The sequence below is a fragment of the Chryseolinea sp. H1M3-3 genome (assembly GCF_029360725.1).
In the GTDB taxonomy this organism is placed as follows: Bacteria; Bacteroidota; Bacteroidia; order Cytophagales; family Cyclobacteriaceae; genus Chryseolinea.
Genome location: NZ_JARKMY010000018.1, coordinates 547,276 through 560,222, shown reverse-complemented (window position 1 = coordinate 560,222; position 12,947 = coordinate 547,276). Strand labels below are relative to the sequence as shown.

The following is a 12,947-nucleotide window of genomic DNA, read 5'->3' as shown; positions in this document are numbered from 1 at the left end:
TTTGAAAAAGCAATTTACCGTAAAAGGACAAATTTTTAGATTAAATTTTATAGAAGAAAGCACCTGGGGTTGAACTGCTCAAAAGCAATGTGGCGGCCATAAAAACCCTTTAAATCCAGGCTTTTCGAAGAAATCGCAGCCAATTTCCGTGCATAACGTTCTCAATATCTTCTTTTTTGTATCCTCTTTTTAAAAGTAAACCCGGCAGTTTTTGCAGGTCGGCAATGGTTTCCAGGTCATAAGGACTTTGTTCCTTACCGAAAGCACCGTCGAGGTCTGAGCCAATTCCAATATGCAGGGCATTTCCTGCCAGCTGGCAAATGTGATCCATGTGATCAATTACTTTTTCCAGATTGCAGTTCATGCCTTGTGGAGTGGATTCTTTTCTTACCCAGTTTGGTACAACCATCCACGCATCGAATACGCCGCCAATAACCGCACCTCTGCTGATCAATTCTTTCAATTGATCATCGCTAAACTGCCGATTGTGGTTAACCAATGCCCGGCAATTATGATGACTTGCCCATACATGTCCGTGGAAGTTTTCCATCGCCTCCCAGAAACTATCGTCGCATAAATGGGTTGCATCCAGGATAATATTTAATCTCTCCATCTCCTGCAGCAAAGCTTTGCCATCTTTGCCTAAACCCCCCGTTGCATTTGTTCCTTGCGCATATCGCCCCGGTCCATAGTGCGCCGGCCCGAGTGCCCTAAGTCCATAGGCATACGCTTTTTCAAGGTACTTTATGGAAACAATGGAATCAGCACCTTCCAGGCTTAAAATATAACCAATGGCTTTTGACGTTTTAGGTTGATCATCATTCCATCGTTGAACCTGTGTTTCTAACGTCTTAAGATCCACAACTTGAGTCAACTCGCCGGCTTCCACCATAGCTTGGTACCAAGCAAGTTGTGCTTGAGTATGTGCCCATGCTTGCTCAGGTGAATGCCACCCGGGCAACGGATTATCAGGCGCAACATACCTGGCAATTTGTGTTGCAACCACAAGTCCTACATCACCTTTCCGCAATTCAGGAAAACTAACAACGCCATTGCCTCGATCAGGTTTATCGCTCATTCCTTTTTCGCGATCTCTGATTTCTTGAATGGGTCTTCGTAAGTCACGATTCCATTCCATCGCATTCATGCTAAGGTCCAGGTGTGCGTCGATAGTAAACATGGTGGTTGTTACAAAAAGTTAGAGAAGGTTTACGGTTTGAAGGCTGCGCCCGCAGTTTTTAAGTTATGGCAAATATACATTTTACTTCGAATCGAGAATCGACAACTGAAACGCCACGTAAGACGGACGATTCTTGTTTTATCTTGTCAATGCATACATCACAATATTTATACTGAACCTTGTATTGTCAATTTTATAAAATCGTTTGTTTCGGAAATCGTAATCCCACTCGCATCCATAATCTTTGTTGCTGTAGAGTACACCGATCTTATTGTTTATTTCAATCGCTTTGAGATATTCATGAACAATGTCGTCGCCCCATCCATTCAGCTCTTGTGCGGTTGTTGGCGGGCCGTCGAATTTGAAAAACGATGAGTATAACGGATGACTGGAGGAAATTTTTTTTAATGCTTCACTGCCAAAGATTTTTTTCATTTGCTCCTCGAATGATTTTGCGAAGAGGCCATCAATATCATGGTTGCAATCATCAACAAACACAAAACCTCCGTTCCGGACATATTTTTCAAAGTTGTCGCGCTCCTGTTGTGTGAACTCTACCAGCTTATGGCCACTGAGGTAGCAAAACGGACAACGAAAAATATCATTGCTGCTGAGAGCGACAATATTTTCCTGTGTATCAACGGGTAGGGTAGTGTACTCGATGAGCGAATTAAGTACGTTGGAGGGCATGCGCTGATCAACGTCCCAATCGCCGGATTCATACTGAAGTCGTGTGAAGAAGAATTTGTTTGAGGCCACCAATAAGCTTGCAATCAGATGTTATGCTAAAATAAAAATCCCCGACGATTTACCGGGGACTTATTTTTTTTGTGCCGCTGAAATTTTATACCGCGTCGGATAAACTTGTGAAATTAAAATCCCGGATCTTCATGGGCGGCAATAAATAGTTGGTGTTTGTTTCAACACTCACCGTGCGTTCCGGCCTACCCAATTCTTCTAGGTTGTTCAACATGATCACAGGACTTTCATTAAACCTGAAATTCTTAATCGGGTACTTGATGACACCATTTTCGATGTAAAAGGTACCGTCGCGGGTTAAGCCAGTAAGTAATAATGTTTGAGGATCCACATTTCGGATGTACCACAATCTTGTAACCAGGATTCCTTTTTTGGTGCTTTTGATAAGTTCATCCAGCGACTTGGTTCCGCCTTCCATAATGACGCCGTCGGGTGAAGGAATTGCCTTCACGCCTTTTTTTGCTGCCCAATACCTTGAATACGTTAAGTTCTTAACCACCCCTTTGTCGATCCATGTTACCTTCTCCTGTGGCCGGCCATCGCCAGCCCATGGGCTTGTGGGAAGTTCTGGATTTAATGGATCCGAATACATGGTAACACGTTCATCCACTAGTTTTTCACCTAAGCTCGTTTTTCCGCCAGGTTTACTTAAAAAACTTCTTCCTTCATCAGCTTGTCTTGCGTCTAACCCGAAGAAAATATTTTCTATAAGTACGGCCGCTGCTGCTGGTTCAAGGATGACGGTGTATTTGCCGGGTTCTATGGCTTGCGCTGCGGCCGACTTCAATCCTTTCTCGGCAGCGATTTTCGTTACAGCTTTTGTATCAAGTTTTGTGATATCGTTATATCCACGCGTTGCATACCCCGAGCCTTTGCCATCGGTGGTACGCATGGTGACCGAGAAGTTTACATTTGTAGAAGTATTGTAGGCGAACAGCCCCTTCGAATTCATCATGGCGGCAAAACCGTTGTTATCTTCCAGGTATCCTGCGGCCACCAATTTGCCTTCTTTTGCAACCTGTAAACTTTGGGCTACGGCATCGGCGCGTAGCTTTGGCGTTATTGCGGCTGTTGCAGGAACGAACGTAACAGATTCTGCATATTTTTGCGGTCCGAGGAATGAAACGAACTCTGGATTTTCTGGCGCTAATTGTGCAAGCTCCTCCGATCTTCGAACTACTTTTTCCAGAGAAGCATCATCTAATTCATTGATGGTCGCAACGCCAAGTTTTTTTCCAAAAGCAGAAGAAACGACAAGATTGGTCTGGCTCACGCCGCCGCTGGTAGACACCGCGTTGCGGGCGTAACGAATGTTTCCGTTATTCGATCCGTTAAGATTCACCTCACATTCGTCGGCTTTTGAATAGCTCAACACCTTTTTTAGTAAAGCCTGGGCTTCATCTTTGGTAAGTATAGCCATATTAACCTAATTTTCTCGCTGTATTAATTACATTGACTCCGTTAAACCGTGCAGTAGACGATCCGTGGGATACAGAGCTCGTTTGCATCGGCTGACCTTTGCCATCAAAGAAAGATCCACCCAGTCGATAATCACTTTCATCGGCGATACCTACGCAGGAATTCCAAAACTCCTGGGTGTTGGATTGATAAGCTACATCTTTCAGCATACCAGCAATTTTTCCATTCTTAATCTCATAATATAACTGTCCGCCAAATTGAAAATTGTAGCGTTGCTGGTCAATAGAAAACGATCCATCGCCGATGATGTAGATTCCTTTTTCTACACCCTTGATTAGATCATCGATGCTCTTTTTCTCTTTACCTGCCATGAGTGAAATATTCGGCATCCGCTGGAACTGGACGCTGCTCCAATTGTCGGCATAACAACAACCCTGAGATGCGTTGAGTCCAACAATGTGTGCCTGGTCGCGTGTAGCCTGATAGTTCACCAACACGCCGTCTTTGATAATATCCCACTGGCCGCACTTCACGCCTTCATCATCATAACCCACTGCGCCCAATGAGCCGACTTGGGTTTTATCAGCAAAAATATTGACAAGCTTGCTTCCATAGTTGAATTTCTTTGATTCCCATTTGTCGAGCGTCAGGAAACTTGTGCCGGCGAAGTTAGCCTCATAACCAAGAACACGATCCAATTCGGTAGGATGGCCGGTAGACTCATGTATTGTCAACCACAGGTGCGAGGGATCTAGGATAAGATCGTATTTTCCTGGCTCAACCGATTTGGCAGTAAGTTTTTCAGTGGCTTGACCGGCAGCAGCTTTAGCATCCTCCAGCATGTCATACCTGTTTTTGTAAAGGGTTGTTATACCTTGAATCTTATCTTGTGGCCGCGCATACAAATATTCATATCCCATACCCATAGGCGCACTTAAGGCATTTCGCGTTTCAAACTTGCCGCTGGTGGCGTCTATTTTCGTGATAAAAAATGTAGGCCATATCCGGTGAACGTCCTGGTCAATATAAGAGCCGTCGGTTGAGGCAAAATATTTTTGTTCGTTCACCATGAACAAATAGGAGTTGATGAAGTTTGCTCCCCCTTTCATGGCGGCATCATTTACACTCAAAAGCAAATCCACCTTTTCTTTGATGGGAACTTCAAAAGCATTTTTTTCGATAGGTGCTTTCCATGCCACCTCGCCGTATCCTTTCTGCGGTGCCAATCTTACCGGCTCGGTAAGAAGTCGCGAGTTTTCTTTTGCGATAGCAACTGCTAAATCTGCAGCTTTGGCTATGCTGTCATTATCTGTTTTGTCGGTAGCAGCAAATCCCCAGCCGCCATTGGCAATAACGCGTATACCCATGCCGTAAGATTCGGTGTTTACGATGTTCTCTACCTTGTCTTCACGCGTGATGACATATTGATTGAGATATCGGCCTATTCTGACATCGGTATAGGTGGCACCTTTGGAGCGCGCGGCGTTTAAGGCTACATCGGCCATTCTTTTTTTCGTCGTCGTGTCGACTTTTTCCAGCGCGCGTTCCGGATGGATATCGTGACCCATAACCGGAATCCCCGGCAACATCGCTGCTGTTGCTCCAAGCCCCGTGAGGTAAATAAAATCTCGCCTTTTCAAGTTGTATGAGTTTTGGTTTTTTTAAACTGCGTCTGACAAACTGGTGAATGTGAAATCTCGTATTTTCATATAAGGTAAAAAGAAATTCACACCTCCGCCACCGGCGCTAACGCGAACTTGCCTGCCAAGTGTCTCTACATTATTGAGCATAATCACAGGGCTTTCATTAAAACGGAAGTTCTTGATCGGGTGTTTGATTTTTCCGTTCTCAATATAGAATGTTCCATCGCGCGTTAATCCGGTATACAGCAATGTCTGGGGATCAACGGTACGGATATACCAAAATCGGGTCACCAGAATTCCTTTTTTCGTGTCTCTGATCATGTCTTCTATGGAAGCCGTTCCACCGTCCAGAATTGCATTTCCGGGAAACGGCACTGACTCCACGTTTTTTTGTGAAGCCCAATATCGGTCATAGAAGATATTTTTCACTACCCCATTTCGGATGATATCCATTTTTTTTCTGGCCTGGCCGTCCGGTGTCCAGGGGGCTGCTGGAACTTCTTTATGCCAGGGATCTGTGTAAAAATTGATCCGCTCATCGAATAACTTGTCGCCCAGCCTGGTGCCGCCTCCTTTTTTTGAAAGAAAACTTCTCCCTTCATCTGCGGGTCGGGCGTTCATGTTGAAAAGCATATTTCGCAATAACTCAGCGGATGCCGCGGGTTCAAGAATAACCGTATACTTCCCTGGTTCTATCGCCTTTGCGTTTTTCGATTGTAAAGCTTTATCAATAGCAACCTTCGACGCTTCAGAGGTATCGAGTTTGCTGACGTCATTAAAATCACGGGTAACCCATCCTGAACCTGTGCCATCATTGGTTCGCATCGTTACCGTGTAGGTTACATTGGTTGCCCGATTGTAGGCGAACAGCCCCTTACTATTCATCATCGCGGCAACGGTATTACTATCTTCTAGAAATCCCGCAGAGGTAACTTCTTTTTCTTTTGCCAGCCTGATACTGTTGGCGGCGGCTTGGGCCCTGAAGTCAGGATTTATTTTAGCTGTTGCTTCTGAAAACGTTCGGGATTCTCCATACGATTGTGGAGGTAATGGCTCCATGAATTCTGGGTTTTCAGGTGCAAGTTGAGCCAGCTCCTCGGAACGTCGCACCACCTTTTCTAAGGAAGCATCATCAAATTCGTTGATCGTGGCGGTTCCTGCTTTTTTTCCAAAATACGATTGAACTACCAGAATCGCATCGCTGTTTTCGCCGGCGGTGGACACGCTGTTTCGTGCGTAACGGATATTTCCGCCCTCAGCGCCGGTAAGATTTACCTCGCAACCATCTGCTTTTGAGAACCGAACAACTTTCTCTAGTATTTTTTTTGCTTCTTCTTCTGAATATAAAGACATGGTGATTGACAATTGTAGGTTGGACAATTTTATTAAAGTGTGCGGCCAGTATTGATCACGTTGATACCATTAAATCTCGCGGTCGAACTGCCGTGAGAAACTGCACTTACCTGCGAAGGTTGTCCTTTTCCATCGAAGAAGGATCCGAAAAGCCTATAGTCCTTTTCATCGCATATTTTAACACAACTATTCCAGAACTCCTGGGTATTGGATTGATAAGCGACATCATTAACCATCCCGGCAATGGCGCCATTTTTTATCTCATAAAATACGGTTCCACCAAATTGAAAATTGTACCGTTGCTGATCGATGGAGTAGGAGCCACGTCCCGCGATGTAAATTCCCTTTTCCACATCCCTGATCATTTCATTGATGCTATAAGGATCTTTACCCGGTGAAAGCGATACATTCGGCATGCGCTGAAACTGTACATCGCTCCAGCTTTGTGCATAACAGCATCCATGCGATTCGTTTTGATTTAAGATATGAGCCTGATCACGAATTGCCTGATAGTTTACCAGTACACCGTCTTTGATAAGATCCCACTGTTTACACTTGACACCTTCATCGTCATAACCAACGGCGCCTAGAGACCCCGGTTGAATTTTATCGGCAAAGATGTTTACGATGTTACTGCCATAATTGAAATGTCCGGACTTCCATTTCTCCATGGTCGCGAAGCTTGTTCCCGCATAATTTGCCTCATAACCGAGTACCCTGTCCAGTTCAAGTGGATGGCCCACGGATTCGTGTATCGTCAGGCCGAGGTGGTTGGGTTCAAGCACAAGATCATATTTCCCAGGTTCTATTGATTTGGCACGCAGCATCTCCTTCGTTTGACGCGCTGCAGCCATCGCGTCTTCAATGATATCATAACTGTTCCTGTATAAAATAATACCTTCGGGCCCCTGCACTTTGTCTTCTGCTTTCGGTATCATGTATTCGTAGCCCATGCCCATCGGCGCACTGAGCGCCTGGCGTGTTTTAAACATGCCAGTAGTTTTATCAGTAGTCGTTACGGTGAACGTCGGCCATATGCGGTGAACATCCTGGTCGATATAAGAACCATCTGTTGAGGCAAAATACTTTTGCTCGTTAACCTGGAACAGATTTGAGCTGATAAAATTGGCACCGTTTTCCAGTGCCGCTGCATTAGCCCGCAGCAACAAATCAACTTTCTCTGATACAGGAACAGCGAATGGGTTTTTTTCAATGGGTGTTTTCCACACCACTTCACCGTAGGCTTTAACTGGCGCAAGTTTTACGGGTTCGCTTTGAAATTTTGAATTCGCTTTTGCAATGGCGACAGCTTTTTCGGCAGATTTTTTTATTCCATCCTCAGTCACAATATTCGTTGATGCAAATCCCCACGTATTATTCACAATTACACGTATCCCCACGCCGAAAGATTCTGTATTGACTATGTTTTGAACTTTGTTTTCCCGCGTCGTTAAAAACTGATTCAGGTATCGGCCAATCCGCACATCGGTATAGGTGGCACCCATCGACCTGGCAGTATTGAGCGCAACATCTGCCAGTTTCTTTTTTTGTGTAATATCGAGCCGTTCCTCGAGAGATAACGGTATGGGTATGCTATTACCCATCACCGGAATAAGCATGCCTCCGATGCCTAGTCCGCTCAGTTGAATAAATTCTCTTCGTTTCAAAATATTGGGTTTTTGAAAAGTTTTTTTTAATGTTAAAACGTCATGCAGGTTCTCATGTTTTCATCTGTGATTAACAGATAACAAGCAATTCATCTGAATGCTTATTTGTAAAATACTTAAAAATAAAAAAAGGACACAGGCTTATGTGTCCTATACAGTTTGAATATTATATGAATGGCTTAACCTTCGTCGTTGTCTCTTTTGGTGTGCCTTGTGTTGTCATGTGTGAATGTTTGATTCATGATTTTGGTAGGTCACTTCAATAGAGACATGAAAGCTCACGCAACATCAAAAGCTGCTCCTTACTTTAGCGAGCTGAAATCGAATGAAGTTTCTAAAAACTTGGTATTAAATTTTCCTGAACGGAACGTGGGATTGTCCATCAGCTTAATGTGAAACGGAATGGTTGTTTTGATTCCTTCGATCACAAATTCCTGCAATGCCCGTTTCATCCGTGTAATCACTTCTTCTCTCGATTGCCCTGTTGTAATAAGTTTGGCAATCATGGAATCGTAATTCGGAGGAATGGTATAACCAGCATACACATGGCTATCGATTCTTACGCCGTGCCCGCCAGGCATGTGAAGGTTTGTAATCTTTCCTGGTGATGGGCGAAAACCATTCGCAGGATCTTCTGCATTGATGCGGCATTCCATCGCGAACATCTTGGGGAAATAGTTTGTACCAGAGATTGGTACACCTGCAGCAACTTTTATTTGTTCTTTTATCAAATCGTAGTCGGTAACTTCTTCTGTGATGGGATGTTCCACCTGTATCCGGGTGTTCATTTCCATGAAATAAAAGTTGCCGTGTTTGTCTACCAAAAATTCAATAGTTCCGGCACCTTCGTAATTTATGGCTTTGGCACCACGAACGGCAGCCTCGCCCATTTTTTCACGAAGTTCCTGATTGATGATGGGAGAAGGAGTTTCTTCGACCAGTTTCTGATGCCTGCGTTGAATGGAACAGTCGCGTTCTGAAAGGTGGCATACTTTCCCATATTGATCGCCTACCAATTGAATTTCAATGTGACGCGGTTCTTCAATAAACTTTTCAAGGTACAGGCCATCATTACCAAACGAAGCAGCAGCTTCCCGTTTTGCATCATCCCAGGCTTTCTTAAATTCTGATTCGTTGTTAATGATCCGCATGCCTTTTCCGCCACCACCGGCGGTTGCTTTGACAATCACCGGGTAGCCAATTCCCTTCGCCAGCTTAATACCCTCTTCGATTGACTCTAATAAACCTTCGGAGCCCGGAATAGTAGGAACACCTGCTTTCTTCATGGTATCCTTAGCGGTTGACTTATCGCCCATCGCTTCAATCATGGCAGGCGTTGGCCCGATAAATTTAATACCGTATTCATGACAGATGGCAGAAAACTCGGCACGTTCTGAAAGAAAACCATAACCGGGATGAATTGAGTCCGCATTGGTTATTTCAGCAGCAGAGATGATGCGCGGAATATTGAGATACGAATCTTTGCTCGGCGCATCACCAATGCAAACAGCTTCATCGGCAAAGCGTACATGAAGACTTTCACGATCGGCCGTTGAATAGATGGCTACTGTTTTAATGTCCATCTCGCGGCACGTACGAATTACTCGTAAGGCAATTTCCCCGCGGTTAGCAATCAATATTTTCTTGAACATAATTTCCACTTATGGATTGACCAATATCAAATTACAACAGCGTTGCCGTTTGATACAGGAAATTTGGTTTGCTTATGATTTGAAAAAATGTTTGTTAATCAGGTTCTACTACAAAGAGTACTTGATCATATTCTACCGGAGTAGAATTTTCTATCGGTATTTTGACAATAGTGCCTGATACTTCCGATTCAATTTCATTAAAAAGCTTCATCGCTTCAATGATACATACGGTTTGTCCTTTGGTGATCTTATCGCCGACAGAAACAAACGGAGGTGTATCGGGGGTCGAAGATCTGTAGAAAGTGCCAATCATTGGAGATTTAATATCGATTGTCTTCTTTCCAGAACCCGCACTAGCAGGAGGTGTGTCGGGTTTAACAGCTGCGATCACGGGAGGCGCTACCGGAGCGGAAACAGGAGAGGCAACGGTCTGAACAGGCGCTGAGAGAGCAGGAGAAGATTTAAATATTTTTTGATCGGGTTCTCTTTTAACACTGAGTTTCAGCTCCTTTGTTTCAATGTTTACTTCATTTAAGCCTGATTTAGAGATGAAGTCGATCAGGTCGCGTATTTCAGAGGTCTTCATTGAAGGTGAGCTGGCAGAATCGGCTGTGGCTCGTGTTGAAGATTCTTGTTTTTTGGCAGCAGGTTTTGATGCTCGGGTTTTACTCATGGAATGATATTTATTCTTTTACACGTTCAACATAGTCACCGGTGCCGGTGTGTATTTTAATCTTGTCGCCTGTGTTAACAAAAAGCGGTACGCGTATTTCAGTGCCATTCTCTAACGTAGCAGGCTTCAGCGTGCGTGTAGCCGTATCGCCTTGCATGCCGGGTTCAGTATATTGCACCTCCATCACTACATGGGTTGGTGGCTCAGCAGTAATTGCACTGTCTCCATTTTCGAAAGCGATTAACAAAGTCACACCTTCTTTGATGTAGTTTACGGCATTGCCCAACAATTTTTTATCAATGTACACCTGATCGAAAGTCACATTATCCATGCATACCAGGCTGTCACCATCATTGTACAAATACTGATACTCTTTTGTTTCGACGCGAAGGATCTCGACTTCATCACCGGGGCGGAAACGATTTTCAGCCACTTTACCGTTGCGTACATTACGCATCTTTACCTGATAAAATGCCCGAAGATTTCCTGGAGTCCGATGTTGTAGCTCTTCGATTTGCATCACTTCGCCATTGTGACGTATAAAATTACCTTTACTTAGATCCGAAACGGTAGCCATAAAAAATTTAAAAACTTTAATTTACAAATGAATTGAATAATTGCAAGAAATCAGCATCTGCCGGATTTTAATTCCTGTTGTATGCAATTCCGGAAGAATAATCGTGGTTAACTGTTATAAGCCCACTTCACATATACTGCTCCCCAGGTAAAGCCACCACCAAAGGCTGAGATGATCAGGTTATCACCTTTTTTGAGTTTCTTCTCATAATCCCATAAAAGCAGCGGAATAGTACCGCCTGTTGTATTTCCATACCGCTCAATGTTCATCATCACTTTATCTTCAGTAATGCCTACACGTTGGGCAGTCGCATCGATGATTCGTTTATTGGCCTGGTGGGGTACAAGCCAGGCTATATCGTCTGCTTTTAAATGATTACGCTCGGCAAGTTGTGCTGAGACTTCAGCCATGTGGGTAACAGCAAACTTAAAAACTGCCGCGCCCTCCTGGTAAACAAAATGATGACGCGCGTTTATTGTCTCCAGGCTGGCCGGGTAACGGCTTCCCCCTGCCTTCATGTGAAGGTATGATTCACCCGATCCATCACTTTTTAAAATATAATCGATCACCCCGACATCTTCCGTAGCAGGTTCCAGGAGAACACAGCCTGCGCCATCACCAAAAATAATACAGGTCGTGCGGTCTGTGTAGTCCATAATGGCCGACATTTTATCCCCACCGATAACAACTACTTTCTTATACATACCCGATTGAATGTAACTGGCACCTGTTGTGAGGGCGAAGATAAATCCCGAGCACGCCGCACTCATGTCAAAACTAAATGCATTGGTGGCTCCCACGGCAGTAGCTACCAGGTTAGCGGTAGCCGGAAATGTCATATCGGCGGTAACGGTGGCGAAAATTACCAAGTCAATTTCTTTTGGGTCGATCTTGGTTTTAGCAATCAGATCTTTTACGGCTTCTATCCCTAAAACTGAAACTCCTCGCCCTTCGCCTTTTAAAATTCTGCGTTCCTTAATTCCCGTTCTTGATGTTATCCACTCATCGCTGGTGTCTACCATGGTTTCAAGTTCCTGGTTGGTCAGAATATAATCTGGAACGTATCCACCTACACCTGTAATGGCAGCTCTGATATTGGTCATACTATTTATTTTTCAACGGTGTGTTGATCATTATCCTATAAAAAGAAAAAGCCCGGCATAGGCCGAGCATATAAAGTATTTTACTTTAAAAAAGTTTTTTAGAATTCGCTTCCTCGATTATGCTATTCTTAATGGTCTTTGTCAACCGAATGTTGGCGAGGCTGATGGAACTCATGAACTAAGCCAGAACTTCTTTTTCCATTACTACTTTGCCATTGTAGTAGAGTTTTCCTTCATGCCAGAAACCGCGATGAGGGAGGTGATGTTCACCTGTTGTTGGGCATACAGTTAACTGTTTGGCATGCGCCTTATAATGTGTTCTTCTTTTATCTCTGCGGGTTTTCGAGGTTTTTCGTTTTGGATTCGGCATGGCGTATCAAGTTTATTTTAATTTCTTTAGAATATCCCATCGAGGATCTATTTCCTCGTCGTCTTTCTTTTCTTCTGATGTTTCGGAGGAATAAACAATTTTTCCTTCAGAATCATCTTCATCGTTCACTTCATCCTGAAAGCGTGGATGGAGCTTCTTTAACGGTATACCTAATGCAATGAACTCATAAATATACTGTCCAAGTTCAAGGGTAGCCGTCTCCCTGGGGATGATTACAATCTCATCCGTCATTTCCTGGTATGCGTCCCCGTACTTAAAAACAATTTTGTTATTGCTGTTAATCGGGAAATCAAAGGGTTCCAGGCTTCGATCACAAATCAAATGGGCTTTACCATCAATTTTAAACGCGACTTCAATGAAGGTCTCGTGCTTGTCAAGCAACAATTCTACCTGAAATGTTCCCTCTGAAACGATATCCGTTCCAAATCTCCTGAAGAATTCGTCACCAATTTCAAATTGAAACCGATGCTCTTTATTGCTCAGGCCAACAATGTTAATGTTGTACGCCGCAACCCCCAAAGCCGTGTCGT

General features: G+C 44.0%; 12 protein-coding genes. All 12 read right to left on the bottom strand.

The genetic code is table 11. The annotated features are described in order from the left end of the window. Positions 1–109 precede the first annotated feature (109 nt). Positions 110–1,180 carry a membrane dipeptidase gene (locus P2W71_RS26400; RefSeq protein ID WP_276374431.1) on the bottom strand — a complete coding sequence of 357 codons (1,071 nt, stop codon included), beginning with the start codon at positions 1,178–1,180 and terminating at the stop codon, positions 110–112. A 138-nt stretch (positions 1,181–1,318) separates the two neighbouring features. Further along, a complete protein-coding gene (locus P2W71_RS26395; protein WP_276374430.1) occupies positions 1,319–1,942 on the bottom strand; it encodes a DUF4159 domain-containing protein in 624 nt (207 codons plus the stop codon). 82 nt (positions 1,943–2,024) lie between these two features. Continuing rightward, complete coding sequence (locus P2W71_RS26390; RefSeq protein WP_276374428.1) at positions 2,025–3,359, bottom strand: TldD/PmbA family protein; 1,335 nt, start codon at positions 3,357–3,359, stop codon at positions 2,025–2,027. 1 nt (position 3,360) lies between these two features. Further along, positions 3,361–4,998, bottom strand: coding sequence for a TldD/PmbA family protein (locus P2W71_RS26385; protein WP_276374427.1), 1,638 nt, complete (start codon positions 4,996–4,998; stop codon positions 3,361–3,363). 21 nt (positions 4,999–5,019) lie between these two features. Continuing rightward, complete coding sequence (locus tag P2W71_RS26380; protein ID WP_276374426.1) at positions 5,020–6,354, bottom strand: TldD/PmbA family protein; 1,335 nt, start codon at positions 6,352–6,354, stop codon at positions 5,020–5,022. Between the two features lie 32 nt (positions 6,355–6,386). Then, positions 6,387–8,021 (bottom strand): TldD/PmbA family protein, encoded by a 1,635-nt coding sequence (locus P2W71_RS26375; protein WP_276374425.1) that lies wholly within the window; start codon positions 8,019–8,021, stop codon positions 6,387–6,389. Between the two features lie 302 nt (positions 8,022–8,323). Continuing rightward, positions 8,324–9,673, bottom strand: coding sequence for an acetyl-CoA carboxylase biotin carboxylase subunit (gene accC / locus P2W71_RS26370; protein ID WP_276374424.1), 1,350 nt, complete (start codon positions 9,671–9,673; stop codon positions 8,324–8,326). Positions 9,674–9,767: 94 nt separating this feature from the next. Then, entirely contained in the window at positions 9,768–10,259 is a 492-nt protein-coding gene (gene accB, locus P2W71_RS26365; RefSeq protein WP_276374661.1) for an acetyl-CoA carboxylase biotin carboxyl carrier protein, read from the bottom strand. Between the two features lie 97 nt (positions 10,260–10,356). Continuing rightward, positions 10,357–10,923, bottom strand: coding sequence for an elongation factor P (gene efp / locus P2W71_RS26360; protein WP_276374423.1), 567 nt, complete (start codon positions 10,921–10,923; stop codon positions 10,357–10,359). Between the two features lie 107 nt (positions 10,924–11,030). Next, positions 11,031–12,026, bottom strand: coding sequence for a beta-ketoacyl-ACP synthase III (locus tag P2W71_RS26355; RefSeq protein WP_276374422.1), 996 nt, complete (start codon positions 12,024–12,026; stop codon positions 11,031–11,033). A 178-nt stretch (positions 12,027–12,204) separates the two neighbouring features. Continuing rightward, the gene (rpmF, locus tag P2W71_RS26350; protein ID WP_276374421.1) at positions 12,205–12,396 is read right to left on the bottom strand and encodes a 50S ribosomal protein L32; all 192 of its coding nucleotides are present in this window, start codon (positions 12,394–12,396) and stop codon (positions 12,205–12,207) included. A 12-nt stretch (positions 12,397–12,408) separates the two neighbouring features. Beyond that, positions 12,409–12,936: a DUF177 domain-containing protein gene (locus tag P2W71_RS26345; protein ID WP_276374420.1), complete on the bottom strand. Its 528-nt coding sequence runs from the start codon at positions 12,934–12,936 to the stop codon at positions 12,409–12,411. Between the last annotated feature and the right edge of the window lie 11 nt (positions 12,937–12,947).